Source organism: Burkholderia sp. Bp9015, assembly GCF_003853505.1.
GTDB lineage: Bacteria > Pseudomonadota > Gammaproteobacteria > Burkholderiales > Burkholderiaceae > Burkholderia.
In genome coordinates, this window is sequence record NZ_QTPZ01000013.1 from 97,513 (window position 1) to 124,148 (window position 26,636).

The window sequence follows — 26,636 nt, forward strand, 5'->3', positions numbered from 1 at the left end:
GACACCCCGGCAAGCCGCGCGCAGGAAGCAACGACGCGCGACGTCGCGCCGGCCAGCCGTTCAGGCCGGCCGCTGCGCGGCCGCGGCCAGGCCGCGCAGATCCCGCCCGAGCGCTTCCAGCACCGGCGCCCATGCGCCGAACGTCGGCTGCCGGTACAGCGTCGCGGTCGGATACCACGGGCTGTCGGTGCGTTCGAGCAGCCAGGGCCAGTGCGGATTCACGTCGAGCAGCACCCAGGTGCGTGCGCCGAGCGCGCCCGACAGGTGCGCGACCGATGTGCACACCGTGATCACCAGATCCAGCGCGCCGATGAACGCGGCCGTATCGTCGAAACTCTCGAGTTCGGCGGTGAAGTCCTCGATCGCGAAACCGGCCGCGCGCGCCGCGGCGACATCCGCGTCCGCGCCCGGCTGCAGCGAGTAAAACGCGACGCCGTCGACACCGCGCAACGCATCGGCATAACGCTCGAGCCCGACGCGCCGCAACGGATTGCGCTGGTGCCCCGCGCTGCCCGTCCATACGAGCCCGACCTTCAGCTGGCCGTCGCCCGCGAGCCGCGCTCGCCATGCGTCGCGCGCGCGCGGATCGGCATGCAGGTACGGCACCGCCGCGCCGAGCGTCGACGTCTCCATCCCGAGCATCAACGGCAGGCCGATCAGCGGCACTTCGTAGTCGAACGCCGGCAGCGCGTCGACGCCGCCGCCCGCGCTGAACGCATCCGCGTGCGCGCCGAGGCTGCGCCGCATCAGCGTGCCCACCTGCGGAAACGTGTTCCACGCGAGCCGGCCGCCCTCGCGGTGCACGCGCTCGGCGAGCGGCGCGACGAAGCGCGCGAACTGCAGCACGTCGCCGAGCCCCTGCTCGCCCCAGACGAGCAGCGTCTTGCCCGCGAGCGGCTCGCCCTGCCAGCGCGGGCCGGGCAGCACCGGCCGGCGGCCGCGCAGCTCGCCGGCGCCGTCCCAGCGCGCCTCGTGGCCGCGCCAGCCGGCCGCGTAGTTGCCGCGCACGAGCTGGATGATCGCGAGGTTGAAACGGAACGACGCGTCATCGGGCGCCAGCTCGCACGCGCGCGCCGCATGGCGCTCGGCGTCGTCCCAGCGTTGCGCCTCCTTCATCGCCATCGCGATGTTGTTCTGCGCGAGCGCATTGTCGGGCGCGATCTCCGCGAGCCGCGCCGCGCACGCGAGCGCGCCGTCGAGGTCCTGCGTCGCGAGCCGCGCGACGACCAGGTTGGTCCACACCTGCACGTCGTGCGGGTCGGCCGCCACGGCCGCGTCGAGCAGCGCGATTTCTTCGTTGCGGTCGCCGCCCGACAGCCGCAGCGCGATCGCCAGGTTGTTGCGCAGCGACGGCCAGCCCGGATCGAGCGCATAGGCGGCGCGGTACGACGCGACGGCGTCGGCGTGACGGCCGAGCATCTGCAGCGCATAGCCATGATTGAAACTCGCGCCGGCGCCCGGATGCACGCGCAGCGCGCATTCGGCCAGCGCGAGCGCGTCGGCGCCACGCTGCCGTGCGACGAGCGCCGCGGTAAGCTGCGCGAGCGCGGCCATGTCGACGGCGTGCAGATGGCCGGCGGCGGCGAGCCAGAGCGCATGCGCGTCGCGCTCGCCGCGCGCGTGCGCGTCGGCGGCCTGCCCGAGCAGCGCAAGCAGCGGCGGCATCAGCGGAATGAGGAGGTCGTTCGAATCGTCCATGCGGTCCGGAGTGGGCAATCGGTCGCGCGGCAGGCGTCGCGCGCGCCGCAATACGCGCATCTTAACGCCCGCGCAAAGCGGCGCGGCAGGCGGAGCGAGCAGCGCATCGCGACACCGCGCGCGAGCGCACCGCGCGCATCGACGACCCACGCACAGGCCGCGCACGGCTCGCCCGAAACACCGCCGACGCCCCCTTCGTCCGCGTTCCGGCCGCATCCGGCCGCCGATCCGGTAAAATTGCACGTTTCAGCACACTAACAAGCCGCGCCGCCGCGCGAGCCGACCCTCCGGGCCCCGCCCGGAGCGCCGCCCGCAACGGAGCGCCAGCGCCACGAAGGCTCTTCATGCTTACGTTTCAGCAAATCATCCTGACGCTGCAGTCCTACTGGGACAAGCAGGGTTGCGCCCTGCTCCAGCCCATCGACATGGAAGTCGGCGCGGGCACGTCGCACGTCCACACGTTCCTGCGCGCGGTCGGCCCGGAGCCATGGCGCGCCGCCTACGTGCAGCCGTCGCGCCGCCCGAAGGACGGCCGCTACGGCGAGAACCCGAACCGCCTGCAGCATTACTACCAGTACCAGGTCGTGCTCAAGCCGGCGCCGGAAAACATCCTCGATCTCTACCTCGGCTCGCTGGAAGCGCTCGGCTTCGACCTGAAGCAGAACGACGTGCGCTTCGTGGAAGACGACTGGGAGAACCCGACGCTCGGCGCGTGGGGCCTCGGCTGGGAAGTGTGGCTGAACGGCATGGAAGTCACGCAGTTCACGTATTTCCAGCAGGTCGGCGGCCTCGACTGCAAGCCGGTGCTCGGCGAGATCACGTACGGCCTCGAGCGCCTCGCGATGTACCTGCAGAAGGTCGAGAACGTGTACGACCTCGTGTGGACCGAATGGGAAGAGCAAGGCCCGAACGGCCCCGAGCTGCGCCGCCTGTCGTACGGCGACGTCTACCACCAGAACGAGGTCGAGCAGTCGACCTACAACTTCGAGCACGCGAACGTCGACCTGCTGTTCACGTTCTTCAACAGCTACGAAGCGGAAGCGAAGAAGATGATCGACGCGCAGCTCGCGCTGCCCGCGTACGAGCTCGTGCTGAAGGCCGGCCACACGTTCAACCTGCTCGACGCGCGCGGCGCGATCTCGGTCACGGAACGCGCGGCGTACATCGGCCGCATCCGCGCGCTGTCGCGTCTCGTCGCGCAGGCTTACTACGACTCGCGCGAGAAGCTCGGCTTCCCGATGCTCGGCAACCCGCCGGGCGTGCCGGGCCTCACCACCGACGCCCAGGACGCCGCCCAGCCGGCATGGGCGCCGCCGCTCAAGGTCGAACGCAAGATCGATCAGGACTGACGAGACGAGATTCAATCCACACATGACGCACAATCATCCCGCCCCCCTGCTCGTCGAACTGCTGACCGAAGAGCTGCCGCCGAAGGCCCTCGCACGCCTCGGCGACGCATTCGCCGAAGGCCTCGCGCAACGCCTCGCGGCGCGCGACCTCATCGAAGGCGAACTCGTGTTCGAACGCTACGCCACGCCGCGCCGCCTCGCGGTCGTCGTGCAGAACGTGCGCGCCGTCGCGCCTGAAAAGCAGGTCCGCGAAAAGGTCCTGCCGGTGTCCGTCGCGCTCGACGCGGAAGGCCGGCCGACCGCCCCGCTCGCGAAGAAGCTCGCGGCGCTCGGCCATCCGAACCTGTCGATCGCCGATCTCGAGCGCGCGCAGGACGGCAAGGCCGAAGCGTTCTTCGTCAACTACTCGGCGGCCGGCGCGACACTCGCCGACGGGCTGCAGGCCGCGCTCGACGAAACGCTCGAGAAGCTGCCGATCCCGAAGGTCATGACCTACCAGCGCCCGGACGGCTCCGACGTGAAGTTCGTGCGTCCGGTGCACCGCCTGACCGTGCTGCACGACGACCGCATCGTGCCCGTCACCGCGTTCGGCGTCGATGCCGGCGACACCACGCTCGGCCACCGCTTCCTGTCCGACGGCCTCGTCGCGATCCAGCATGCGCGCGCGTATGCCGACACGCTGCGCGACAAGGGCCGCGTGATCGCGCACTTCGCCGATCGCCGCGAAACGATCCGCACGCAGCTGAACGAGCACGCGAACGGCGACACGGTCGTGATGCCCGAGTCGCTGCTCGACGAAGTGACGTCGCTGGTCGAATGGCCGGTCGTCTATCCGTGCCGCTTCGAGGACGAATTCCTGCAGGTTCCGCAGGAATGCCTGATCCTCACGATGCAGACGAACCAGAAGTACTTCGCGCTCACCGACGTCGCCGGCAAGCTGCGCTCGCGCTTCCTGATCGTGTCGAACATCGAGACGAAGACGCCGGGCGAGATCATCGAAGGCAACGAGCGCGTCGTGCGCCCGCGCCTCGCCGACGCGAAGTTCTTCTTCGAGCAGGACAAGAAGAAGCCGCTCGCGGACCGCGTGCCGCTGCTCGCGAACGTCGTCTATCACAACAAGCTCGGCTCGGCGCTCGCACGCGTCGAGCGCCTCGAGGCGCTCGCCGGCGAGATCGCGCCCGCGATCGGTGCCGACGCCGCGCACGCGAAGCGCGCCGCGCGCCTCGCGAAGGCCGACCTGCTGACCGACATGGTCGGCGAGTTCCCGGAACTGCAGGGCACGATGGGCACGTACTACGCGCGCCACGACGGTGAGCCCGACGACGTCGCGCTCGCCTGCGCCGAGCATTACCAGCCGCGCTTCTCCGGCGACGCGCTGCCGACCACGCCGGTGTCCACCGCCGTCGCGCTGGCCGACAAGCTCGAGACGATCGTCGGCATCTGGGGCATCGGCCTCGCGCCGACCGGCGAGAAGGATCCGTTCGCGCTGCGCCGTCACGCGCTCGGCGTGCTGCGCCTGCTGCTCGAGAAACAGCTGCCGCTCGATCTCGTGTCGCTGCTGCGCACGGCCCATGCGCGCTTCGAAGGCGTGCCGGGCGTCGCCGAATCGACCGACGCGATCTTCGCGTTCTTCATCGACCGCCTGCGCGGCCTGTTGCGCGAGCGCGGCTACACGGCCGGCGAAGTCGACGCGGTGCTGAGCCTGAACCCGACGCGTGTCGACGATCTCGTCGCGCGCCTCGACGCGGTGCGCGAATTCACGCGCCTCGCGGAAGCCGAAGCGCTCGCGGCCGCGAACAAGCGGATCTCGAACATCCTGAAGAAGTCGGAAGGCGGCGCGAACGGCACGGTGCAGCCGACGCTGCTCGTCGAGGCCGCCGAGAAGGCGCTGCACGAGCAGCTCGCAGCCGTGACGCCGCACGTGCAGTCGCAGCTCGAGGCGCGTGCGTACACGGGCGCGCTGTCGGCGCTCGCCGCGCTGCGCGCGCCGGTCGACACGTTCTTCAACGACGTGATGGTCAACGCCGAGGATCCCGCGCTGCGCGCGAACCGTCTCGCGCTGCTGTCGGCGCTGCATCAGCAGATGAACTGCGTCGCCGACATCTCGAAGCTCGCCGCGTAAAGGCCGAACGATGCCGACCAGCCCCAACCGCAAGCTCGTCGTCCTCGATCGGGACGGCGTGATCAACGTCGATTCGGACGCGTTCATCAAGACGCCCGACGAGTGGATCGCGCTGCCCGGCAGCCTCGAGGCGATCGCACGACTCAACCACGCCGGCTATCGCGTGGTCGTCGCGACCAACCAGTCCGGCATCGGTCGCGGGCTGTTCGACATGGCCACGCTCAACGCGATGCATCTGAAGATGCATCGCGCGGCGGCCGCGGTCGGCGCGCGCATCGACGCGGTGTTCTTCTGCCCGCATACGTCGGAAGACCACTGCGACTGCCGCAAGCCGAAACCCGGCATGATGCAGATGATCGCCGAGCGCTTCGAGATCGATCCCGGTCACACGCCGGCCGTCGGCGATTCGCTGCGCGACCTGCAGGCCGGCGTCGCGGTCGGCTTCCGGCCGCACCTCGTGCTGACCGGCAAGGGCAAGAAGACGCTCGCCGCGGGCAACCTGCCGGACGGCACGCAGGTCCATGACGACCTGCGCGCGTTCGCACTCGACTTCCTTTCACACGAACACGAGTGATGCGGCCGCCGCGCGCATCCTCCCTACTGTCAGACCCACGCCGATGCGCTTCGTCCGCTCCCTGCTGCTGCTGATCTATTTCATCCTGTACACGGTGCCGTACGCCACCGCGTGCTTCATCGCCTTTCCGTTCATGCGCCCCGACGCGCGCTACTGGATGGCGGCCGGCTGGTGCAAGTCGACGCTGTGGGTCGTGCGCTGGCTGAACGGCATCCGCTACCGGATCGAAGGCTACGAGAACCTGCCCGACGGCCCGGCCGTGCTGCTGTCGAAGCACCAGTCCGCGTGGGAGACGCTCGCGTTTCCGGCGCTGATGCCGAAGCCGCTCTGCTACGTGTTCAAGCGCGAGCTGCTGTACGTGCCGTTCTTCGGCTGGGCGCTCGGGCTGCTGCACATGGTCAACATCAACCGCAAGGAAGGCAAGAATGCCTTCGTGTCGGTGATCCGCCAGGGCAAGAAGCGCCTGTCGGAAGGCGCGTGGATGATCATGTTCCCGGAAGGCACGCGCACGCCGGTCGGCAAGCAGGGCAAGTACAAGACGGGCGGCGCGCGCTTCGCGATCGAAACCGGCGCGCCGGTCGTGCCGATCGCGCACAATGCAGGTCGGGTGTGGCCGCGCAATTCGTTCACGAAGTTCCCGGGCGTCGTCACCGTGTCGATCGGCAAGCCGATTCCGGTCGAAGGCAAGACGCCCGACGTATTGAACTCGCAGGTCGAAGCATGGATCGAAGCGGAAATGCGCCGCATCGATCCCGATGCGTATCGCCAGCCGGGCAATGCCGGCACGCGCGATGCCGCACGCGTCTGAATCACCCGGATTGCAGCCGTTGCGTACGACGAAACGAAGCGAACTGATGAAAAAGCGTCCGCGGCCACGGCCTGCCATCGTGGCACTCGATCATCGCCAGATGGACCTGCCGCTCTTCGACGGGCCGGCAGCATCGCCGCCACCGTCGGCGCCCGCCGCGCTGCCGTCGCCGCCTGAAGCGGCTGCAGCGCCCGCAGTCCCCGCGGCGCCGCTCGATCCGGGTCCCGCACCCGATCGCTCCCGCGTCCGCACGTTCGCACTCGACAGCCGCGTGCTCGAATATCGGTTGAAGCGCTCCGCGCGCCGCACGATCGGCTTCACGATCGACGGCAGCGGGCTGTCGATCACTGCGCCGCGCTGGGTCACGCTCGCCGACATCGAAGCGGCGATCGCCGAGAAGCAGCGCTGGATCTTCGCGAAGCTCGCGGAGTGGAAAACCCGCACCGAGCAGCGCGCGCTGCCGCAGATCGACTGGCGCGACGGCGCGCAACTCCCTTATCTCGGCAAGACGATCACGATCGCGCTCGGCGCGGGCGCCGTCGCATTCGACGCCGATGCGCAACGGCTGTCGCTGCCGCTGCCCGTGCAAGCCGACATGCAGCAGATCAAGGATCGCGTGCAGGGCTGGCTGCAGGGCGAAGCGAAGCGGATCTTCGGCGAACGCCTGGCGGTCTACGCGGAACGGCTCGGCGTCACGTATTCGATGTATGCGCTGTCGTCGGCGGCGACGCGCTGGGGCAGCTGCTCGAGCGACGGCAAGATCCGGCTGAACTGGCGGCTGATCCACTTCCCGATGTCGATCGTCGACTACGTCGTCGCGCACGAGCTGTCGCACCTGCGCGAGATGAACCACAGTCCGGCCTTCTGGCAGACCGTCGAATCGATCTTCCCGGAATTCCGCGAAGCGCGGCACACGCTCAAGCATCACCCGCCCGAACTGCTGCCGGCGCTTTGACGCGATCGGCCGCACCAAAATACAAACGGGCGATGCGGATTCCTCCACATCGCCCGTTTTTCCTGCCCGCGACGCACATCGTGCGCCGCGCGCCCGGCGCTCAGTGCGCCTTCTTCTGAATGAACTCGATCTTGTAGCCGTCCGGATCCTCGACGAACGCGATCACGGTCGTGCCGTGCTTCATCGGGCCGGCTTCGCGGGTCACCTTGCCGCCTTGCGCCTTGATCTTGTCGCAGGCCGCGTAGGCATCGTCGACTTCCACCGCCAGATGGCCGAAGCCGTTGCCGAGATCGTAGGACGGCGTATCCCAGTTGTGGGTCAGCTCGAGCACGGTGCCCGCGCTTTCCGCTTCGTAGCCGACGAACGCGAGCGTGAACTTGCCTTCCGGATAATCCTCGCGACGCAGCAGCTTCATGCCGAGCAATTCGGTGTAGAACTTGATCGAGCGGTCGAGATCGCCGACTCGCAGCATCGTATGCAGCAAACGCATGTGTTGTACTCCTGTGGGGACTTTCCAGAAGCGGAAATTCTACCGGAGTCGGGTCAATCCCGCCGCCGGCGCCCCGTGCGCCACCGGCCGATACCCAAGCATCCGCACGGCGAGCGCGAAGCCCGTGCGGCGGTGGAGATCACCGCGCCCGACGGCCCCGGCAAGTCCATCGATCGGGTAACATCCTCCCACTTCGCACCAAAAACGGGCATGCCGCCCGCAGCCAGAACGCGACCACCGCCTCATTCCAGCCACACAGCCTGCCGTGAGAAATCGCCGATTCGCGCGCGCCGGACGCGCCGTCCGTCCGCCGCTGACCATGTCCTTGCCCAAGTCTCTGCTCATGCCCCAGCCTGCTTCCCGCCGCATCGGCGAGGTCCGCCGATGACCGCGCTCGCCGGCACGCCCGTGCGACGCGCGCTCGACATGCGCGCGGTCGGCGTGATGCTGCTGCTGTGCGCGATCTGGGGCCTCCAGCAGGTCGCGATCAAGAGCACCAACGCGGCGATCCCGCCGATGTTCCAGGCCGGGCTGCGCTCGGTGATCGCCGCGCTCCTGCTGTGGGGCTGGGCACGCTCGCGCGGCACGCCGCTGTTCCGCGCGGACGGCACGCTCGGCGCGGGCATCGCGGCCGGTGCGCTGTTCGCCGGCGAGTTCATCTGCGTGTTCTTCGGGCTCACGCTGACGAGCGCGTCGCACATGGCGATCTTCCTGTACACGGCACCGTGCTTCACGGCGCTCGGCCTGCACCTGTTCGCGCCGGGCGAACGGCTGCAGCGCGTCCAGTGGGCCGGCGTCGGCCTCGCGTTCGCCGGCATCGCGCTCGCGTTCGCGGACGGCTTCCTGACGCCGCGCGCGCCCGGCGCATCGGTGCTGGCCGGGCTCGCCGGCGACGCGCTCGGGATCCTCGGCGGCGCGATGTGGGCCGCGACGACGGTCGTCGTGCGTTCGACGTCGCTCGCGCGCGCCAGCGCGAGCAAGACGCTGTTCTACCAGCTCGCGGTGTCGGCCGTCGTGCTGATCGCGCTCGCCGCGCTGCTCGGCCAGACGTCGTTCGCGCGGGTCACGCCGATCGCGCTCGCGAGCCTCGCGTACCAGTCGGTGATCGTCGCGTTCGTCAGCTACCTGTCGTGGTTCTGGCTGCTGACGCGCTACAGCGCGTCGCGGCTATCGGTGTTCACGTTCCTGTCGCCGCTGTTCGGCGTCGCGTTCGGCGTGCTGCTGCTCGGCGAATCGGTCGGCTGGCGCTTCATGTCGGCGGCCGCGCTGGTGCTGACCGGGATCGCGCTCGTCAACGCGCCGCCGCGCCGGCGCGCGTAGCGCGATGCGGACGCGGTCCGGCAGCGACGAACGCCGTGCGAAAAAAAAGCTGCCCGCTCAGGGCAGCCTCGTCGATCGCGCTCGGGGCAGGCGCCAGGTGCGACGCCCGCGTGCCGCTACTCCGCGGCCTTGCGCGCCGCTGCAAGCGCCTGCGCGACGCCGACATATTCGGCCACGCTGACATCCTCCGCGCGTCGCGCGAGATCGAAGCCGAGCGCGTCGAAATCGATCGTCTCGCGGTAGTCGCCGAGCGTATTGCGCAGCATCTTGCGGCGCTGCGAGAACGCGGCGGTGACGACTTCGCCGAGCAGCACGGGATCGACGTCCGGCAGTTCGTGCGGCTCGTACGGAATCATCCGGACGATCGCCGAATCGACCTTCGGCGGCGGCTGGAACGATTCCGGCGGCACGTCGAGCATCTTCTCCATCACATAGCGGTACTGCAGCATCACCGACAGTCGCGAGAACGCCTTCGTGCCCGGCTCCGCGACCATCCGTTCGACGACTTCGTTCTGCAGCATGAAATGCTGATCGATGACCGCGTCGGCGAACGTCATCAGGTGAAACAGCAGCGGGCTGGAAATGTTGTACGGCAGGTTGCCGACGATCCGCAGCGACGGCTTGTCGCCGGGTGCCGCGAGCGAGCGGAAGTCGAACGCGAGCGCGTCGCCCGGGTGCAGCTCCAGCAGCGCGCCGAAGCGCTGCTGCAGGCGCCCGATCAGGTCGCGGTCGAGCTCGACCGCATGCAGCGGCGACTCGGGCGTCGCGAGACGCGCGATCAGCGGCTCGGTCAGCGCGCCGAGGCCGGGGCCGATCTCGACCATCCGCTGGCCGCGCGCGGGGCCGATCGTCGCGACGATCGAGTCGATCACGCCGTGATCGACGAGGAAGTTCTGCCCGAAGCGCTTGCGCGCGAAGTGGCCTTGGTGCTGTCTGCTGTTCGACATCGACTGAGAAAAACGAAAAATACGACGAATGAGGTCAGGCTCGTGCGTGTCAGGCCGCGCGGCGATGGCGCGCCATCGTGACGGCCGTGTCGAGCGCGGCGACCATGCTGCCCGGATCCGCGCGGCCCGTGCCGGCCAGATCCAGCGCCGTGCCGTGATCGACCGACGTGCGGATGATCGGCAGCCCGAGCGTGACGTTGATGCCCTCGCCGAAGGTCGCATACTTCAGCACGGGCAAGCCCTGATCGTGGAACATCGCGAGCACGCAATCGGCGCCCTCGAGATGGCGCGGCTGGAACAGCGTGTCGGCCGGATACGGGCCGCGCGCGTCGATGCCCTGCGCTTGCGCGCGTGCGAGCGCCGGCGAGATCACGTCGATCTCCTCGCGCCCGAGATAGCCGTTCTCGCCCGCGTGCGGGTTCAGCCCCGTCACGAGGATGCGCGGCGCCGCAAGACCGAAGTCGCGCCGCAGGTCGCGATCGACGATCGCCAGCGTCTCGACGAGCCCGTCGATCGTCAGCGCGGCCGACACGTCCTTCAGCGGCAGGTGCGTGGTCGCGAGCGCGACGCGCAGCGGCCGCTCGCCCGTGCCTGCCAGCATCATCACGACGCGCGGCGTGTGCGTGCGTTCCGCAAGGTATTCGGTATGGCCGGTAAACGGCACGCCGGCATCGTTGATCGTGCTCTTCTGCAGCGGTGCGGTGACGATCGCGTCGAACCGGCCCGCCACCGCGCCGTCGATCGCGGCATCGAGCAGCCCGAGCACGTAGCGGCCGTTGGCCGCGTCGAGCTTGCCCGCCTGCGCGGGCACGGCGAGCGGATGATGCTCGACCGACACCGGCCCACCGCCGGCGAGCACCGCCCGGTCGGCACCGACGGCCGCCGCGCGTGCGTCGAGCAGCGCGGCATCGCCGAGCACGGTGAAATGCGCACCGGGCCAGCGCCGCGCGGCATCCTGCAACGCCTGCACGGTCAGCTCCGGGCCGACACCCGCGGGTTCGCCGGTCGTGATCGCGATCTGCAGCGCGGATGCCGTCATGCGAAGCTCGCTCAGTTCGCCGGGCCGACGCCGCCGATCTTGTACTGCACGTACGACGAATCGCGCAGTTCACGCAGCCAGTCGGCGTACGCCTGCTCGGCCTTGCGCTGGCCGATCGCCTGGCGCGCGATATCCATCTGCTGCTGCACCGAGCCTTCCGCCTCGCGGCGCTCGACCACCTGGATCAGGTGGTAGCCGTACTCGGTGCGAATCGGCTGGCTGATCTGGCCGGCCTGCAGGTTGTTCATCGCGCGCTCGAATTCCGGCACGGTCTCGCCCGGGCTGATCCAGCCGAGATCGCCGCCCTGCGACGCCGAACCGTCCTGCGAGTAGGTGCGCGCGAACTTCTCGAAATCGCCGCCGGCCTCGACCTGCTTGCGGATGTCCTGCAGTTGCTGGCGTGCCTGGCCTTCCGACTTGCCTTCGCCGACGCGCAACAGGATGTGGCGCACGTGCGTCTGGACGATCTTCGGTGCCGCGGCGGTCGCGCCCTGGCTCTGGCGGCGGTCGACGAGACGCACGATCTCGAAGCCGTCCGGCACGCGGATCAGCGTCGGATTGACCTGGCCGGGGCGGAGCTTCGACGCGGCTTCGACGACGTCGGCCGGCAGCGCGGACGGCGCCTTGAAGCCGAGGTCGCCGCCCTTCTTCGCGTCGTTCGCTTCCGAGTTGTTCTTCGCGAGCTTCTCGAAATCGGCGCCCGACGTGGCCTGCTGCAGCAGCGCGTCGGCCTTCTTCTGCGCGGCTTCGATGTCGGCTTGCGGCGCGTTGGTCGGCGCCTTGATGAAGATGTGCTGGAAGCGCAGGTCCTGCTGCTGCGATGCGCTCGGCCCGCGCTGGCTCGCGATGTAGTTCGCGACCTCGGCATCCGACACGGTGATCTTGCCGTCGACCTCGCGCTCGCGCAGCTTCGACAGCATCAGCTCGGTGCGGGCGTCGCTCGTGAACACGCTCCAGGGCACGCCTTGCGCGACGATGCGCGCGCGGTACTGCTCGAGCGTCATCCCGTTCGCCTGCGCGAGGCGCTGCAGCGTGGACTGCACGGTGGCATCGTCGATGCGGATCCCGTCGTCCTTGGCCTTCTGCACCTGGATGCGTTCGAGCACCATCTGGTTCAGCACCTGCGCGCGCAGCTGGTCGGCCGGCGGCACGGGCGCGTTCTGCTGCTGCAGCCGGCGCGAGATCAGGCCGACGCGCTGGTCGAGTTCGCGACCCGTGATCACGTCGTTGTTGACGACCGCGACGACTTCGTCGGCAAGCTGCGCGCCATGCGAACCAAGCGCCTGCGCCGCGGCCGGCGCAGCGGCGAGCAGCGCGGCGGCGGCGGCGAGGCTGGACACGACTGCCGCGAAACGAAGGGTTTTCTTCATTGCCACTGATACTCCATTGAAATCGTGCTGACCGGTGCAGACAAGCCGGCGTTACTCGTAGTTGCTGAAGCGGGACATCGGCGGCGGCGCGGACGGCAGCGGCGTATAGCCCGGCACCCCGGCGCGGAATGCGGCCACGAGACCGTTGTCGACGCTCGACAGCCCCTTCAACGTCAGCTGCATCATGAAGCGCGTCGACGAATTCTGCTGCCCCGACGTGTTCACGCCGTTCGCGTACCGCTGGACCCCGACTCCGAGCGCCCAGCAATCCGCGTCGTATTGTAAGCCGAGCAGACCGTCGACGACCCGGTCGGCGGCCAGGTCGTAGTTGAAGCGGCCGATCGCATACAGGCGGCGCGTGAGCGGCCACTGCGCGGACACCAGGAACTGGTTGATCGGCTGGTTGTCGAGCGTCGTGTTCGCACGCGTGTAGCGGTAGCCGACGTTGATCACGCGGCGCTCGCCCGGGCTGAAACCGAAACCGATGCTCGACTTCACGAGCTGGTTGTTGTTCTGGTTGTACTGGAACGCCGTCTCCGACATGAAGCCTGAGCCGAGTTTCAGCGCGGCGCCGACGATCAGGTCGGAGTGGCGCGCCAGCACGGCGCTCTGGCCGGAGTTCAGCGTCACGCGCTGGTCGGCGAAATAGTACTGCTGCGCGACCACGAAGCGCGCGCGCTCGTCACCGGTGCGCGGATCGATGAAGCGCGACGTCAGGCCGGCCGTGATCCGGTTCGCATCGGCGATCCGGTCGTTGCCGACGAACGTGTTCGGCTGGTAGATCTCCGCGAGGCCGAAGTCCGATTCCGCGGTGTCGAACAGCGGCGCGTTCGACTGGTCGCGATACGGCGTGTACACGTAGTACAGGCGCGGCTCGAGGGTCTGGATGAAGTCCTGGCCGAACAGGCGCACCGAGCGGTCGAAGATCAGGCCCGAGTCGAAGCTCACGGTCGGGATCGACTCGGTGAAGTGCTTCGGGCTGTTCGGCGTGCTCGACGACAGGTGGTTCAGGTCGTACGACGCGAAGTGGTACTGGACCTTCGGCACGGCGAAGTAGCCGGGGCCGTACACACCGTACGCGATATACGGGTTGAAGACGATCCGGTCGCCTTCGGTCATGTCGGCGGTCGTGATGCGGAACCGCGAATAGTCGGCTTCCGCGCCGAAGTCGAAGCCGCCGACGTTGTACTTCGTGTACTTCACGTTCAACTGCGGCTCGCGGCTGTACGGCGCGATCGACGGCGGCAGCGTCTGCCAGTGCTGGTAGCGCGCGAGCACCGACCACGGGCCGTTGTTGTACGTGAGGCCGGCTTCCTGCTGGTACAGCGTCTGCGTCCCGTTGATGAACTGGTTCATCGACCCAAGGTCTTCGGGATACGTGTTGTCCGAGACCTTGTTGTAGTAGACGTAGCCGCCGAAACCGCCGCCGAAGTTCTGCTGGTGCTGCCAGTAGATCGCGTAGCGGTTGCGGTGCGCGAGCCGGTCATCCGGCAGGTAATTGGCCGTAAACGTGCCCGAATACGACGGCGACAGGTAGCGGAACGTCGCTTCGGTCTGCACGCCGCGCCGCGAGATGATGCGCGGCGTGATCGTCAGGTCGCGGTTCGGCGCGATGTTGAAGTAGTACGGCAGCGACAGCTCGAACCCGTTGTTCGAGTTCATCGAGAACGTCGGCGGCAAGAGGCCGCTGCGCCGCTCGCCCGACAGCGGGAACGTCATCCACGGGCTCGCGAAGATCGGCACGCCCTGGAAGAACAGCACGCCGTTGCGCGCGGTGCCTTCGTCGGCGCCGGTATCGAAGTCGAAGCGGCTGCCCTTGATGTACCACGCGGGGTTCGTCGCGCACTGGCACGCGGTGTAGGTGCCGTTGACGAACACCGAGCGCTCGCTGTCGAGCAGGTCGACGCGCTCCGCGCTGCCGGAGCCGCCCGTCACGTTGAAGTGGTACTTCGGCGCCGTCATGAAGCCCTGGTTCGCCTCGACCTTCAGATGCGCCTCGGGGCCCGCGAACGACGTGCCGCCGTTGACCACCTTGACCTGGCCGTACGCGTCGGCCATGTCGGTATCCTGATCGTAGTGGAGCGCGTCGGCCTTCACGACCGCGTCGCCGCGGCGCAGCTCGGCCGAGCCCTTCGCGGCGAGGTCCTGATCGGCCGTGCCGCTCGTATGGTCGGCAATCACGAAGGTGGCCGGCTTCGCGCCGTCCTTCAGCGGATGATCCTCGAGCTGCGGGGCGAGACGCAGGTCCCACGGCGAGTCGAGCGGCTGCGGCTGCGCGGCCGCGCCCGACAGCTGCGCGTGCGACACGGCCGGCACGAGGCCGGGCACGGCCAGGAGCGCGAGCGCGAGCCGCCGTTTGCGCGGCGCCCCGTCACCGGGGAAGACATTCGGGAATAGCGGTTTGGGCGGCATCTATCGTTTGGCGAATCGCCCCTTGTCAACCGCAGCTGCACGGCACATTCGCGCGCGGCGGGCCGCACCGTCGCACCGCGACTGCGGCTGAGCGCAAACCGGGGAGGCGATCGGGCGGACGGCGCGACAGGCGGCGGGCCTGCACGGCGGAAGCTGACGCGGGGCGCGTCAAAAAAGTCGTGGGGTATTATATGGCAAGACGTTCCCCCCTCCGCCGAGTTTCATGACGCCCCCATCCGCCGCATCCCAGCCCGACGCCCGCCTCGAAGCCCTGACCGCGTGGCTGCGCCCGCTCGCCGAGCGCTTCGCCCTCGACCTGACGACCCTCGCGCCCGCGTCGTCGGACGCCAGTTTCCGCCGCTATTTCCGTGTCGCGTCGGCCACGAGCCCCGGCGGCACGCTGGTCGCGGTCGACGCGCCGCCGCCCGAGAAGTGCCGCGAATTCGTCCAGGTCGCGCAGCTGCTCGCCGCGGCCGGCAACCACGTGCCGGACGTGCTGGCCCACGATTTCGACGCCGGCTTCATGCTCGTGACCGACCTCGGCCGCACGTCGTACATCTCGGTGCTCGATCCGGCCGACCCGGTCGCCGCCCGCCCGCTGATGCGCGATGCGCTCGACGCGCTGATCCGCTTCCAGCTGAGCTCGAAGCCGGACGTGCTGCCGCCGTTCGACGAGGCGTTCCTGCGCCGCGAGATGGAGCTGCTGCCCGAGTGGTTCGTCGGCCGCCATCTCGGCAAGCCGGTCACCGACGCGATGCGCGGCACGCTCGACCGTACCTTCGCGCTGCTGGTCGCGAGCGCCCATGCGCAGCCGCAGGGCTTCATGCTGCGCGATTTCATGCCGCGCAACCTGATGGTGTGCGCGCCGAACCCGGGCGTGCTCGACTTCCAGGACGCCGTGTACGGGCCGCTGACGTACGACGTCGTGTCGCTGTTGCGCGACGCGTTCATCAGCTGGGACGAGGAGTTCGAGCTCGACTGCTTCGCGTACTACTGGGAAAAGGCGAAGAAGGCCGGCCTGCCGGTCGATCCGGACTTCGGCGAGTTCTACCGCCAGCTCGAATGGATGGGGCTGCAGCGCCACATCAAGATCCTGGGGCTGTTCGCGCGCATCAACTACCGCGACGGCAAGCCGCACTACCTGAACGACCTGCCGCGCTTCCTGAATTACGCGCGCAAGGTCGCGCTGCGCTACCGCCCGCTCGTGCCGTTCGCGAAGCTGCTCGACGAACTCGAGGGTAAGGGCGCGGCCGACGTCGGCTATACGTTCTGACCGCCCTCACCGTCCTTCCCCTCAGCCGAACATGAGCACTACCCTGACCACGGCGATGATCTTCGCCGCCGGCCGCGGCGACCGGATGCGCCCGCTGACCGATACCCGCCCGAAACCGCTGCTCGAAGCCGGCGGCAAGCCGCTGATCGTCTGGCAGATCGAGGCGCTCGCGCGTGCGGGCATCGAGACGATCGTGATCAACCACGCGTGGCTCGGCGAACAGCTCGAGGCAACGCTCGGCGACGGTTCGCGCTGGGGCGTGCGGCTCGCGTACTCGGCCGAAGGCGACGCGCTGGAAACCGCCGGCGGGATCGCGCAGGCGCTGCCGCTCATCGAGCGCGATGGCCGGCCGACGGTGTTCGCGGCGGTCGCGGGCGACGTGTACTGCGCGTTCGACTACCGGACGCTCGCGCCGCGCGCCGCGCAGATGGCCGCGCTCGATGCGCCCGCGATGCATCTCGTGATGGTGCCGAACCCGCCGTTCCATCCGGACGGCGATTTCGTGCTCCGCGACGACGGCCGGCTGGCGCTCGCCGGCGCGCCGCGCGTCACGTTCGGCAGCATCGGCGTGTACGACACGCGGATGTTCCGCGACATCGTGCCCGGCACGCACCGGCCGCTCACGCCCTACTTCAAGGCGACCATCGAGGCCGGCCGCGCGAGCGGCGAATTGTATGAAGGAATCTGGGAGAACGTCGGCACGCCCGCCCAGCTCGGCGAACTCGACGCGCGGCTGCGCGCCGCCGCGGGCTGATCGTTTCGCGGCTGACCGCGCCCGGGCCACCCGGCGCGGCAGCCACGCTCACGCGGCCTCGGCCGCTTCCCCGCCCGCCGCCGCGCGCTGCTGCTGCAGCGCCCACATCTGCGCATACAGCCCGTCCGCGCGCACGAGTTCGTCGTGCGTGCCGCGCTCGACGATCCGCCCGTGGTCCATCACGAGAATCTGCTGCGCGTGCACGACCGTCGACAGCCGGTGCGCGATCACGAGCGTCGTGCGATGCCGCGCGATCTGGTCGAGCTCGTGCTGGATCGCGCGCTCCGAGCGCGAATCGAGCGCCGACGTCGCCTCGTCGAACAGCAGCACCGGCGGATCCTTCAGCAGCGTGCGCGCGATCGCGACGCGCTGCTTCTCGCCGCCCGACAGTTTCAGCCCGCGCTCGCCGACCGGCGTGTCATAGCCCTTCGGCAAGGTCTCGATGAAGTCGTGGATGTGCGCGGCGCGCGCGGCCGCGATCACTTCGTCGCGGCTCGCGGTCGGCCGGCCGTACGCGATGTTGTAGTAGATCGAGTCGTTGAACAGCACGGTGTCCTGCGGCACGATCCCGATCGACGCGCGCAGCGAGTCCTGCGTGACGTCGCGAATGTCCTGGCCGTCGATCCGGATCGCGCCGCCCGCCTGCCGGTCGAGATCGTAGAAGCGGAACAGCAGCCGCGACAGCGTCGACTTGCCGGACCCGCTGTGGCCGACCACCGCGGTCGTCGTGCCCGCGTCGATCGTAAACGTCACGTCGTGCAGGATCTGCCGCGACGCTTCGTACGAGAAGTTCACGTGCTCGAAGCGCACCTGCGCGCCGCCCACCGCAAGCGGCCTCGCGTCGGGCGCATCCGCGACTTCCTTCGCGGCCGACAGCAACCCGAACATCCGGTCCATGTCGGTGAGGCTCTGCTTCAGCTCGCGATACACGACGCCGAGAAAATTCAGCGGAATGTAGAGCTGCAGCATGAACGTGTTGATCAGCACGAGATCGCCGAGCGTCAGCTTGCCGGCCAGCACGCCCTGCGTCGCGCGCCACAGGATGAACACGAGCCCGGTGCCGATGATCGCCTGCTGGCCGAAGTTCAGCACCGACAACGAGTTCTGCGAACGGATCGCGGCCTTGCGGTAACGCTTCAGGTTCTCGTCGTAGCGCTGCGCCTCCCACTCCTCGTTGCCGAAGTACTTCACCGTCTCGTAGTTGATCAGCGAATCGATCGCCCGCGAGTTCGCGCGCGAATCGAGCTCGTTCATCGTGCGGCGAAAGTGCGTGCGCCAGTTGGTGACCTTCACGGTGAACACGATGTACGTGACCAGCGCCGCGAACGTCACGTACGCGTAATACGCCTCGTACTTGACCACGAAGAAGCCGAGCACGAGCCCGACCTCGACGAGCGTCGGCAGGATGCTGTACAGCGAATAGGAAATCAGTTGCTGGATGCCGCGCGTGCCGCGCTCGATGTCGCGCGACATGCCGCCCGTCTGGCGTTCGAGATGGAAGCGCAGCGACAGCCCGTGCAGATGCCGGAACACCTGCAGCGCGAGCTGGCGCACCGCGCTCTCGGTGACCTTCGAGAACAGGATCTCGCGCAGCTCGGTGAACAGCGACGTCGACAGCCGCACGAGCGCATAGGCGATGACCAGCAAACCGACGCCGCCCGCGAGCACGATGCCGGCCGACTGCTCCGCGCGGCCGAGCGCGGTGAGCTGCTGCACGGCGGACAGGTGATCGACGATGCGCTTCATCACGACCGGCACGCCGAGGTTCGCGACCTTCGCGCCGATCAGGCAGCCGAGCGCGAGCGCGACGCGCCATTTGTAGGTAGCGAGGTACGGCAGCAGCGACCGGATGGTCTGCCAGTCGTTGCGGGGCCCGGTCGGAGCCGGCGCGGGCTCGCCGGAAGCGGAATATCGGCGCATGGGGATCAGGATCGGCGGCGGTGCCGCACGCGTGCCGCGGCGGCCGACTCGCCCGCTTTCTCGTACAATTTGCGAACGTTGTATTGTCGCAGAAGCCGCTACGCGCCGCTGCCGGCGCCCTCGCCGGCCGGCCTGCGCGCGGCGGCGCATTTATTACAGGATGAAAGCCTCCGCCATGACCGATTCGACCCTCGAACTCCCGCAAAAGCAGCCCGCGCTGCGCGTCGTCCCGCAACCGCACGACGCGAACGTCCACGGCGACGTGTTCGGCGGCTGGATCATGTCGCAGGTCGACATCGCCGGCTCGATCCCCGCGAGCCAGCGCGCGAACGGCCGCGTCGCGACGGTCGCGGTCAATTCGTTCGTATTCAAGCAGCCGGTGTTCGTCGGCGACCTGCTGAGCTTCTACGCGACCATCATGCGCACCGGCAACACGTCGATCACGGTCGACGTCGAGGTGTACGCGCAGCGCATGCGCCTGATGGGCGAAATCGTGAAGGTCACCGAAGCGACTCTCACCTACGTCGCGACCGGCCCCGACCGCAAGCCGCGTCAGCTGCCGCCGCTGTAACGACGCATGCGCGCCGCGCGGCGGCGCCGCATCCGGCCCGTCAGTGCGTGGCCGTCAGCCCGAACTCCCGCATCGCGGGCACGAAGTCGTGATTGAGCTTCGGCTTGCGCGACAGCTTCACCAGCACGTAGCGCTGGAACGGCGCGAGCCGCTGCCACTGCGCGAGCGCGGGCGCCGGCAGCCCGGCCAGCGCGCTCTGCTGCACGAGCGCGTCCGGCACCGAGTCGGTCGCGCGCCAGCTCGGCTGCTCGTCCGGCTGAAACCACGACGGTTCGAGGTCGGCATGCGTGCGCAGCATTTCGAACAGCGCGTGATCGAAATTGGGCTCGATCGCGGTGTCGTCGTCGGCCGGAAAGCGCGCGAGCAGCTTGCGGTCCTCGAGCGGCAGCAGTTGCCACTGCTCCAGCGAAATCCGCAGACCGAAACGGTCGAGATTGAAACGCACGATCATCGGGATGTACGTGAGGTTTTCCGACGAATCGTGTTCGAAATTGAATAGCAGCGGAGCGTCGCTGAGTCCCATGGTCGTTACCTGAGTGGCGGATGCCGGCGCGGCCGGCCTGCCTGAGGTATTTTAGAACCTCTGCGCGCGAGCGGCGGACCCGATCGCCGCCGCCCCTGCCTCGAATCAACGGGAGTGCTCGTGAATCCGACCGAAACAGAAGAGCCGCGCGGCGCGATCGAGCTGTCCGTGCGCCGCACGCGCGGCGGCGCCGTCGAAACCGCGCACGACTACGTCGGCCAGGAATGGCCGGTCGCGCTGGTCTTCAACGGCATCTCGCACGCGGTGATGATGTGCACGCCGCGCGACCTCGAGGCGTTCGCGGTCGGCTTCGCGATCTCGGAAGGGATCGTCGAGCGCGGCAGCGACATCAAGGACATCGACGTGATCCTGCACGCCGACGCGCGGCTGCCGCACGCGGAGGTGCATCTGGAAGTCGTCCAGCAGGCGTTCGCCGCGCTGAAGGACCGGCGCCGCGCGCTCGCGGGGCGTACCGGCTGCGGCGTGTGCGGGATCGAAAGCATCGACCTGCTCGACCTCGCGCCCGAACGGGTACCCGACACCGGTTTTCTCACGCGCCTCGCGCCCGACGCGCTCGCGCGCGCGGCCCACGGGCTGCCGGCGCACCAGGCGCTCACTCAGCTCACCGGCGGCCTGCACGCGGCCGCGTGGTGCGACGCAACAGGCGCGATCCGGATGGCGTTCGAGGACGTCGGCCGCCACAACGCGCTCGACAAGCTGATCGGCGCGCTCGTGCTGGCGCGCGCCGACGCGACCGACGGCTTCGTGTTCCTGTCGAGCCGCGCGAGCTACGAGCTCGTGCGCAAGTCGGCGCGGGTCGGCATTCCGATGGTCGCGACGATCTCCGCGCCGTCGTCGCTCGCGATCGAGATCGCGAAGGCGGCCGGCCTGCGGCTCGTCAGCTTCTGCCGCGAAACCGGCCACGTCGATTACGGCACCGCCTGAGCGGTCGCAGCGGGCGCGTTGCCCGCGGCTTCGGGAACCGCCCCCTGCCGCGCGCCCGCCGCGGCCGGCGCGCGCACCTCGGGCGCCGCCTCGCTCGTCACGTTTCCGCGATAGTCGGTCCAGAGCTTGCGGTCGGTGTCATAGAGCTTGCAGCGGCGGGCCGTGTCGAAGTACCAGCGCCAGCCGAAGCGCTGCACGACGATCCGCCCGGGCAGCATGTCCTCCAGCTTCGCCTGCGCCGGCTTGAGCCGGTACAGCGGCACGCTCATGTCGACGTGATGCGCCGTGTGCTCCATGATGTGGTGCAGCAGGCCGCCGATACCGAACGGAAACGTCAGGTGCAGCGTGGTCGACACGAACGGTGCGGCATTGGACCATTCGGCACGGTTCGCGTGCCATGCGATGCGCGGGTCGGTATGGTGGACATACACGACGAAGCCGATCATCGAGCACCAGAACAGGAACGGCACGAGCACGCCGGTCGCGAGCAGCAGCGCGACGGATTGCTGCGTCTCGATCGCCACCCCGACGACGGCGGCGATCCACACGGCCGCGAAGCCCGTCACCAGCAGGCAGTCGCGCCGGAATACCGGCCGCGACGCACCGATATAGCCCCGGGTCGGGAAATACATCCGCAGCCACCAGATCTCGACGAGATAGTAGAGGCCCGGCGCCCATCCGCTCCGGTAGATGCGATCCAGCCACCGCCGCGCCGGCGACAGCGCGGCGAATTCCGCCGGCGTATGCGGCGCCCACACGAAATCGAAGCCCTTCAGGTTCGTATAGCCGTGATGCACGACGTTGTGCCCGACTTCCCACAGGCTGTAAGGCGTCAGCGACGGCAGGAAGGCGATGCGGCCGAGCCAGCGGTTCAGCCGGCGGTCGGGCGTCAGGCTCTGATGGCACGCATCGTGCCCGATGATGAACAGTCGCCCGGTGATGAACCCGGCGGCCATCCCGCAGGCGATCTTGCCGACCGTCGACGGAATCAGCAGCGCGCCGGCGAACGCCGCGAACAGCAACAGGTAGTCGAGCACGAGCAGCAGGATCGGGCGCACGATCTCGCGCGTGGCGAACGGCACGAGCCATGCGCGGATGACCTTGCGGTGCGGGATCGGCTCGTCGGCGCGAACCGGTGTCTGGGAATCGTTGTTGACCATGATGCAGAAAGGCATGCGATTCGCACGCCCGAAAGAAAAGGAGCCGTGCGGCACGCACGGCGCAGCGGGGACGGGACGAACCGCGCCCCGGGCCGGTTATCGCGACATCATGTTCATGCTGACGTTGTGCATCACCCACAGCGTCCCGACGATCAGGATCAGCGCGGTCAGCACCGTATAGCTGAACGCCATCACGTTCCAGCGCTGGCTGGACGACGCGTTCATGTGCAGGAAGCAGACGAGATGCACGACGATCTGCACGAATGCGAGCCCCGCGAGCGCGATGATCGCCGCCTTCGGCGCCAGCATGCCGCCCATCACGAGGCCGAACGACGCGGCCGTCAGCAGCATCGACAGCACGAAACCGACGAGGTAGCCGCCGGCCGTGCCGTGCGCGTCATCGTGGTGGATGAGTTCCGAATGGGCCATTTAGAGCACGCTCGCGAGATAGACGAAGGAGAACACGCAGATCCAGACGATGTCGAGGAAGTGCCAGAAGAGGCTCAGGCAGGTGAGGCGCCGGAAGTCGCGCTCCGTCATGCCGGGGCCGCGGGCGATCTGCACGACGAGCACGACCATCCACAACAGGCCGACCGCCACGTGCAGCCCGTGCGTGCCGACGAGCGCGAAGAACGCCGACAGGAATGCGCTGCGCTGCGGGCCCGCGCCCTGGGCGATCAGGTGCGAGAACTCGCGCAGTTCCATCGCGAGGAACGCGGCGCCCAGCACGAATGTCACCGCGAGCCACACGAACACCGCGCCGCGCCGGCGCCGCTGTGCGCCGAGCATCGCGAACCCGTACGTGATGCTCGACAGCAGCAGCGCCGCCGTCTCGAGCGCGACGCCCGGAATGTCGAACAGGTCCTTCGCGGTCGGACCGCCCGCGAACTGGTTGCCGAGTACCGCGAACGTCGCGAACAGCGACGCGAAGATCACGCAGTCGGTCATCAGGTACAGCCAGAAGCCGAACACCGAATGCGACGGCGGATGGTGGTGCGCGGCCGGATGACGGGCGGCGCCCGCGAGAGATTGATACGACATCAGTTCGTCTCCAGTTCGACTTCCGGCGCCGGCGTGCCGATCCGCACACCCGCGCGTTGTTCCTCGATCTTGCGGACGGTATCCGCCGGAATGTAATAGCCGTCGTTGTCCTGTGCGCTGTACAGCACCACCGTCGCGACGATGCCGACGAGCGCGGCGATCGCGAGCCACCAGATGTGCCAGACGAGCGCGAAGCCGAGCAGCAGGCTGAAGATGCCGACGAAGAAGCCCGCGCTCGTGTTCGACGGCATGTGGATGTCTTCGTACCTGACGTTCTTGCCGAGGCCGAGCCCGAGGCCCTTCGCCTTGCGATAAGCCAGTTCGTCGAGTTCGTGCACGTTCGGGAGCACCGCGAAGTTGTAGACGGCGGGCGGCGACGACGTCGCCCACTCGAGCGTGCGGCCGTTCCACGGGTCGCCCGTCGCGTCGCGATACTGCGGCTGGTTGCGATTGCGCCAGCCGACCCACACCGATGCGACCTGGCACAGTACGCCGATCGCGATCAGCGCGACGCCGAACGCGGCGGCGACCAGCCACGGATGCCAAGCCGGGTTGTCGTAGTGGTTCAGGCGGCGCGTCATGCCCATGAAGCCGAGCACGTACAGCGGCACGAACGACGCGTAGAAGCCGAGGAACCAGCACCAGAACGCGCGCTTGCCGAACTTCTCGTCGAGCCGGAAGCCGAACACCTTCGGGAACCAGTAGTGAACGCCCGCGAAGTAGCCGAACACGACGCCGCCGATGATCGCGTTGTGGAAGTGCGCGATCAGGAACAGGCTGTTGTGCAGCACGAAATCCGCGCCCGGAATCGCCATCATCACGCCGGTCATCCCGCCGAGCGTGAACGTGACCATGAAACCGATCGTCCACAGCACCGGCGCCGTGAATTCGATGCGGCCGCGATACATCGTGAACAGCCAGTTGAAGATCTTCACGCCGGTCGGGATCGCGATGACCATCGTCATGATCCCGAAAAACGCGTTGACGTCGGCCCCCGAGCCCATCGTGAAGAAGTGATGCAGCCACACGAGGAACGCGAGCACCATGATCACGCACGATGCATAGACCATCGTCCGGTAGCCGAACAGCGGCTTCTTCGCGAACGTCGCAATGACTTCCGAATAGATGCCGAACGCGGGCAGCACGAGGATGTATACCTCCGGATGCCCCCACGCCCAGATCAGGTTCAGGTACAGCATCGCGTTGCCGCCGGCTTCGTTGGTGAAGAAATGCATGTCGAGGTAGCGATCGAGGCCGAGCAGCGCGAGCGCGACGGTCAGGATCGGGAACGTCGCCATGATCAGCACGTTCGAGCAGAGCGCGGTCCACGTGAACACCGGCATCTTCATCAGCGTCATGCCCGGCGCGCGCATCTTGATGATCGTCACGAAGAAGTTGATCGACGTGATCAGCGTCCCGACGCCCGAGATCTGCAGCGCCCACAGGTAGTAGTCGACCCCGACGCCCGGGCTGAACTGCAGTTCCGACAGCGGCGGATACGCGAGCCAGCCCGTCTGCGCGAATTCGCCGATCACGAGCGAAACGTTCATCAGGATCGCGGCGACCGCCGTCATCCAGAAGGAGAGCGAGTTCAGGAACGGGAACGCGACGTCGCGCGCGCCGATCTGCAGCGGCACGATCAGGTTGAAGAACGCGACCAGCAGCGCCATCGCCATGAAGAAGATCATGATCACGCCGTGCGCGGTGAAGACCTGGTCATAGTGATGCGGCGGCAGGTAGCCGGGGCCGTTGTACGCGAGCGCGAGCTGCAGGCGCATCATCACGGCGTCCGCGAAGCCGCGCAGCAGCATCAGCACCGCGACGACCAGGTACATCACGCCGATCTTCTTGTGATCGACGGACGTCAGCCATTCGCTCCACAGCCATTTCCACCGGCCCGCGCCCGTCAGCGCGGCGACGATGCCCAGCACGACGAGCCCCATGAAGGCGCTCGCCCCCATGATGATGGGCTGATCGAACGGGATCGCCGAAAGAGTCAGTTTTCCGAACATGCGTTACCCCTTCGTCGTGCAGGCGGCGTCCTTCGGGTCGAGGACGTGGCCGTTGTTGTATTTCGCGATGATGTTGTGGAACAGCTTCGGGTCGACCGACGAGAAATAGCGCACGGGCGCCTTCTCGCCCGGCTGCGCGACCGTGCCGTACGCGGTCATGTCGAGCCGGTCGGACGACGCCTTCACCTTCCGCACCCACGCATCGAACTGCTCGCGCGGCTCGGCGAGCGTGCGGAACTTCATGTCGGAGAAGCCGCGGCCGCTGTAGTTGGCGGACACGCCTGCGTAGTCGCCCGCCTCGTCGGCGATCAGGTGCAGGCGCGTCTGCATGCCGGCCATCGCATAGACCTGGCTGCCAAGCTGCGGGATGAAGAACGAGTTCATCACCGAGTCGGACGTGATGCGGAAATTCACCGGCGTGCCGACCGGAATCGCGAGCTGGTTCACCGACGCGATGCCGAGTTCCGGATAGATGAACAGCCACTTCCAGTCGAGCGCGACGACCTCGACATTGATCGGCTTGACCGACGATTCGATCGGCTTGTACGGGTCGAGCTCGTGCGTCGTCCGCCACGTGAGCACGCCGAGGAACAGGATGATCAGCGTCGGCACCGTCCAGATCACGACCTCGATCGCGGTCGAATGCGACCAGTTCGGCGCGTAGGCGGCGTTGCGGTTCGATGCGCGGTAGCGCCATGCGAACCACAGCGTGAGCAGGATCACCGGAATGACGACGATCAGCATCGCCCACGTCGCTGTCGCGATCAGCGATTTTTCCGCGACGCCCACCGCGCCCTTCGGATCGAGCACGTGAAGGTCGCTGCATCCGGCGAGTCCAGCCAGCAGCCCGATGACGGGTGCCGCACGCGCCCCGCCGGTGATTCGTCCGATCATTGTTCGTTCGCCTGATTGTCGTTGAGAAGAACCGCTGGCCGCACGCCGCCATCGCGCGACGCATCCGGCCGCGGCGACCTGTGCGCGAACTGTACGGAAAATTGCCGCAGTGCAACTTGACGGGGGACAAGGTTTGCCGAGGTGAGTCGGAACTGCCCGGAGGGGTGGGCGCTGGGGCTAGGCTAGGCTAGGCTAGGCTAGGCTGGGCTGGGCTGGGCTGGGCTGGGCTGGGCTGAGGCTGAGGCTGAGGCTGAGGCTGAGGCTGGGGCTGAGGGCTGGCGATGGCCTGCGGCAAAACGGTCACCGGACCTTCCCTCAAGCGTCGCGGATAGCAGGCACTAACGGGACGGAAAGCATGACGGCGCTGCGCCGCAACATGAGGGGCGCCGGCGCGAATTGCGAGGCTGTCTCGGCGGCGGAACTGCAGCGGATGCGGGGAACGAGGAACACCACGCGAAT

Annotated in this window: 23 protein-coding genes; 10 read left to right on the forward strand and 13 right to left on the reverse strand. The window is 68.1% G+C overall.

The features are described 5' to 3' along the window. Window positions 1–60: 60 nt before the first annotated feature. Window positions 61–1,698: a tetratricopeptide repeat protein gene (locus DIE12_RS16160; RefSeq protein ID WP_124521057.1), complete on the reverse strand. Its 1,638-nt coding sequence runs from the start codon at window positions 1,696–1,698 to the stop codon at window positions 61–63. Between the two features lie 344 nt (window positions 1,699–2,042). Between DIE12_RS16160 and glyQ the strand changes: the two genes are divergently transcribed. From glyQ to DIE12_RS16185, 5 genes are read left to right on the forward strand one after another with little or no spacing between them, the layout of a single operon-like run. After that, a complete protein-coding gene (gene glyQ, locus DIE12_RS16165; RefSeq protein ID WP_080294533.1) occupies window positions 2,043–3,047 on the forward strand; it encodes a glycine--tRNA ligase subunit alpha in 1,005 nt (334 codons plus the stop codon). Window positions 3,048–3,069: 22 nt separating this feature from the next. Beyond that, window positions 3,070–5,169 carry a glycine--tRNA ligase subunit beta gene (gene glyS / locus DIE12_RS16170; RefSeq protein WP_124521056.1) on the forward strand — a complete coding sequence of 700 codons (2,100 nt, stop codon included), beginning with the start codon at window positions 3,070–3,072 and terminating at the stop codon, window positions 5,167–5,169. Between the two features lie 10 nt (window positions 5,170–5,179). Beyond that, the gene (gene gmhB / locus DIE12_RS16175; protein ID WP_124488623.1) at window positions 5,180–5,743 is read left to right on the forward strand and encodes a D-glycero-beta-D-manno-heptose 1,7-bisphosphate 7-phosphatase; all 564 of its coding nucleotides are present in this window, start codon (window positions 5,180–5,182) and stop codon (window positions 5,741–5,743) included. A gap of 43 nt (window positions 5,744–5,786) precedes the next feature. Beyond that, entirely contained in the window at window positions 5,787–6,551 is a 765-nt protein-coding gene (locus DIE12_RS16180) for a 1-acyl-sn-glycerol-3-phosphate acyltransferase (RefSeq protein WP_044846811.1), read from the forward strand. Between the two features lie 46 nt (window positions 6,552–6,597). After that, window positions 6,598–7,506 (forward strand): M48 family metallopeptidase, encoded by a 909-nt coding sequence (locus DIE12_RS16185; RefSeq protein WP_124488622.1) that lies wholly within the window; start codon window positions 6,598–6,600, stop codon window positions 7,504–7,506. Between the two features lie 100 nt (window positions 7,507–7,606). On the opposite strand, the gene gloA is transcribed toward DIE12_RS16185, so the two are convergent. After that, window positions 7,607–7,996: a lactoylglutathione lyase gene (gloA, locus tag DIE12_RS16190; protein WP_044846812.1), complete on the reverse strand. Its 390-nt coding sequence runs from the start codon at window positions 7,994–7,996 to the stop codon at window positions 7,607–7,609. A gap of 384 nt (window positions 7,997–8,380) precedes the next feature. Between gloA and DIE12_RS16195 the strand changes: the two genes are divergently transcribed. Further along, window positions 8,381–9,316: a DMT family transporter gene (locus DIE12_RS16195; RefSeq protein WP_124521055.1), complete on the forward strand. Its 936-nt coding sequence runs from the start codon at window positions 8,381–8,383 to the stop codon at window positions 9,314–9,316. A 116-nt stretch (window positions 9,317–9,432) separates the two neighbouring features. On the opposite strand, the gene rsmA is transcribed toward DIE12_RS16195, so the two are convergent. The 4 genes from rsmA to DIE12_RS16215 are packed head-to-tail and all read right to left on the reverse strand — an operon-like array spanning window position 9,433 to window position 15,084. Continuing rightward, window positions 9,433–10,263: a 16S rRNA (adenine(1518)-N(6)/adenine(1519)-N(6))-dimethyltransferase RsmA gene (rsmA, locus tag DIE12_RS16200; RefSeq protein WP_124521054.1), complete on the reverse strand. Its 831-nt coding sequence runs from the start codon at window positions 10,261–10,263 to the stop codon at window positions 9,433–9,435. A 49-nt stretch (window positions 10,264–10,312) separates the two neighbouring features. Further along, window positions 10,313–11,302, reverse strand: coding sequence for a 4-hydroxythreonine-4-phosphate dehydrogenase PdxA (gene pdxA, locus DIE12_RS16205; RefSeq protein ID WP_124521053.1), 990 nt, complete (start codon window positions 11,300–11,302; stop codon window positions 10,313–10,315). A gap of 11 nt (window positions 11,303–11,313) precedes the next feature. Then, window positions 11,314–12,672: a peptidylprolyl isomerase gene (locus tag DIE12_RS16210; protein WP_124488618.1), complete on the reverse strand. Its 1,359-nt coding sequence runs from the start codon at window positions 12,670–12,672 to the stop codon at window positions 11,314–11,316. Window positions 12,673–12,723: 51 nt separating this feature from the next. Then, on the reverse strand, window positions 12,724–15,084 hold the full coding sequence (locus DIE12_RS16215; protein ID WP_124521052.1) for an LPS-assembly protein LptD: 2,361 nt from the start codon (window positions 15,082–15,084) through the stop codon (window positions 12,724–12,726). Between the two features lie 223 nt (window positions 15,085–15,307). On the opposite strand from DIE12_RS16215, the gene DIE12_RS16220 reads away from it, so the two are divergent. Together DIE12_RS16220 and murU are read left to right on the forward strand one after the other, a co-directional pair. Then, window positions 15,308–16,357 (forward strand): aminoglycoside phosphotransferase family protein, encoded by a 1,050-nt coding sequence (locus DIE12_RS16220; RefSeq protein WP_124521051.1) that lies wholly within the window; start codon window positions 15,308–15,310, stop codon window positions 16,355–16,357. Window positions 16,358–16,388: 31 nt separating this feature from the next. Continuing rightward, the gene (gene murU, locus DIE12_RS16225; RefSeq protein ID WP_124488615.1) at window positions 16,389–17,111 is read left to right on the forward strand and encodes an N-acetylmuramate alpha-1-phosphate uridylyltransferase MurU; all 723 of its coding nucleotides are present in this window, start codon (window positions 16,389–16,391) and stop codon (window positions 17,109–17,111) included. A 48-nt stretch (window positions 17,112–17,159) separates the two neighbouring features. Here the strand turns inward: murU and DIE12_RS16230 are convergent, their stop codons facing one another. After that, a complete protein-coding gene (locus tag DIE12_RS16230; RefSeq protein ID WP_124521050.1) occupies window positions 17,160–19,031 on the reverse strand; it encodes an ABC transporter ATP-binding protein/permease in 1,872 nt (623 codons plus the stop codon). Window positions 19,032–19,206: 175 nt separating this feature from the next. Between DIE12_RS16230 and DIE12_RS16240 the strand changes: the two genes are divergently transcribed. Further along, the gene (locus tag DIE12_RS16240) at window positions 19,207–19,602 is read left to right on the forward strand and encodes an acyl-CoA thioesterase (RefSeq protein ID WP_027789162.1); all 396 of its coding nucleotides are present in this window, start codon (window positions 19,207–19,209) and stop codon (window positions 19,600–19,602) included. 40 nt (window positions 19,603–19,642) lie between these two features. Here the strand turns inward: DIE12_RS16240 and DIE12_RS16245 are convergent, their stop codons facing one another. Next, window positions 19,643–20,125 carry a nitrate reductase associated protein gene (locus DIE12_RS16245; RefSeq protein ID WP_044846821.1) on the reverse strand — a complete coding sequence of 161 codons (483 nt, stop codon included), beginning with the start codon at window positions 20,123–20,125 and terminating at the stop codon, window positions 19,643–19,645. Window positions 20,126–20,239: 114 nt separating this feature from the next. On the opposite strand from DIE12_RS16245, the gene fdhD reads away from it, so the two are divergent. After that, complete coding sequence (fdhD, locus tag DIE12_RS16250; RefSeq protein WP_124521049.1) at window positions 20,240–21,070, forward strand: formate dehydrogenase accessory sulfurtransferase FdhD; 831 nt, start codon at window positions 20,240–20,242, stop codon at window positions 21,068–21,070. Here the strand turns inward: fdhD and DIE12_RS16255 are convergent. From DIE12_RS16255 to cyoA, 5 genes are all read right to left on the reverse strand, one after another. Then, window positions 21,055–22,230 (reverse strand): fatty acid desaturase, encoded by a 1,176-nt coding sequence (locus tag DIE12_RS16255; protein WP_124521103.1) that lies wholly within the window; start codon window positions 22,228–22,230, stop codon window positions 21,055–21,057. The two genes, fdhD and DIE12_RS16255, sit on opposite strands and share 16 nt — an antisense overlap. A 96-nt stretch (window positions 22,231–22,326) precedes the next feature. Then, the gene (cyoD, locus tag DIE12_RS16260) at window positions 22,327–22,659 is read right to left on the reverse strand and encodes a cytochrome o ubiquinol oxidase subunit IV (protein ID WP_124521048.1); all 333 of its coding nucleotides are present in this window, start codon (window positions 22,657–22,659) and stop codon (window positions 22,327–22,329) included. Beyond that, entirely contained in the window at window positions 22,660–23,271 is a 612-nt protein-coding gene (gene cyoC / locus DIE12_RS16265; RefSeq protein WP_124521047.1) for a cytochrome o ubiquinol oxidase subunit III, read from the reverse strand. Further along, window positions 23,271–25,283: a cytochrome o ubiquinol oxidase subunit I gene (gene cyoB, locus DIE12_RS16270; RefSeq protein ID WP_124521046.1), complete on the reverse strand. Its 2,013-nt coding sequence runs from the start codon at window positions 25,281–25,283 to the stop codon at window positions 23,271–23,273. Before cyoB ends, cyoC begins: the two co-directional genes overlap by 1 nt. Window positions 25,284–25,286: 3 nt before the next feature. Then, on the reverse strand, window positions 25,287–26,177 hold the full coding sequence (cyoA, locus tag DIE12_RS16275) for a ubiquinol oxidase subunit II (RefSeq protein WP_044846826.1): 891 nt from the start codon (window positions 26,175–26,177) through the stop codon (window positions 25,287–25,289). Window positions 26,178–26,636: the final 459 nt, after the last annotated feature.

Excerpts from the sequence above, each read along its gene's own strand:
- DIE12_RS16230 (WP_124521050.1), bottom strand. The coding sequence starts at position 19,031 with ATGCGCCGATATTCCGCTTCCGGCGAGCCCGCGCCGGCTCCGACCGGG.
- DIE12_RS16255 (WP_124521103.1), bottom strand. The coding sequence starts at position 22,230 with ATGGTCAACAACGATTCCCAGACACCGGTTCGCGCCGACGAGCCGATC.
- glyQ (WP_080294533.1), top strand. The coding sequence starts at position 2,043 with ATGCTTACGTTTCAGCAAATCATCCTGACGCTGCAGTCCTACTGGGAC.
- DIE12_RS16160 (WP_124521057.1), bottom strand. The coding sequence starts at position 1,698 with ATGGACGATTCGAACGACCTCCTCATTCCGCTGATGCCGCCGCTGCTT.
- DIE12_RS16210 (WP_124488618.1), bottom strand. The coding sequence starts at position 12,672 with ATGAAGAAAACCCTTCGTTTCGCGGCAGTCGTGTCCAGCCTCGCCGCC.
- cyoB (WP_124521046.1), bottom strand. The coding sequence starts at position 25,283 with ATGTTCGGAAAACTGACTCTTTCGGCGATCCCGTTCGATCAGCCCATC.
- cyoA (WP_044846826.1), bottom strand. The coding sequence starts at position 26,177 with ATGATCGGACGAATCACCGGCGGGGCGCGTGCGGCACCCGTCATCGGG.
- DIE12_RS16245 (WP_044846821.1), bottom strand. The coding sequence starts at position 20,125 with ATGGGACTCAGCGACGCTCCGCTGCTATTCAATTTCGAACACGATTCG.
- pdxA (WP_124521053.1), bottom strand. The coding sequence starts at position 11,302 with ATGACGGCATCCGCGCTGCAGATCGCGATCACGACCGGCGAACCCGCG.
- DIE12_RS16195 (WP_124521055.1), top strand. The coding sequence starts at position 8,381 with ATGACCGCGCTCGCCGGCACGCCCGTGCGACGCGCGCTCGACATGCGC.
- glyS (WP_124521056.1), top strand. The coding sequence starts at position 3,070 with ATGACGCACAATCATCCCGCCCCCCTGCTCGTCGAACTGCTGACCGAA.
- DIE12_RS16185 (WP_124488622.1), top strand. The coding sequence starts at position 6,598 with ATGAAAAAGCGTCCGCGGCCACGGCCTGCCATCGTGGCACTCGATCAT.
- DIE12_RS16180 (WP_044846811.1), top strand. The coding sequence starts at position 5,787 with ATGCGCTTCGTCCGCTCCCTGCTGCTGCTGATCTATTTCATCCTGTAC.
- DIE12_RS16220 (WP_124521051.1), top strand. The coding sequence starts at position 15,308 with ATGACGCCCCCATCCGCCGCATCCCAGCCCGACGCCCGCCTCGAAGCC.
- DIE12_RS16240 (WP_027789162.1), top strand. The coding sequence starts at position 19,207 with ATGACCGATTCGACCCTCGAACTCCCGCAAAAGCAGCCCGCGCTGCGC.
- cyoC (WP_124521047.1), bottom strand. The coding sequence starts at position 23,271 with ATGTCGTATCAATCTCTCGCGGGCGCCGCCCGTCATCCGGCCGCGCAC.
- gloA (WP_044846812.1), bottom strand. The coding sequence starts at position 7,996 with ATGCGTTTGCTGCATACGATGCTGCGAGTCGGCGATCTCGACCGCTCG.
- cyoD (WP_124521048.1), bottom strand. The coding sequence starts at position 22,659 with ATGGCCCATTCGGAACTCATCCACCACGATGACGCGCACGGCACGGCC.
- rsmA (WP_124521054.1), bottom strand. The coding sequence starts at position 10,263 with ATGTCGAACAGCAGACAGCACCAAGGCCACTTCGCGCGCAAGCGCTTC.
- murU (WP_124488615.1), top strand. The coding sequence starts at position 16,389 with ATGAGCACTACCCTGACCACGGCGATGATCTTCGCCGCCGGCCGCGGC.
- DIE12_RS16215 (WP_124521052.1), bottom strand. The coding sequence starts at position 15,084 with ATGCCGCCCAAACCGCTATTCCCGAATGTCTTCCCCGGTGACGGGGCG.
- gmhB (WP_124488623.1), top strand. The coding sequence starts at position 5,180 with ATGCCGACCAGCCCCAACCGCAAGCTCGTCGTCCTCGATCGGGACGGC.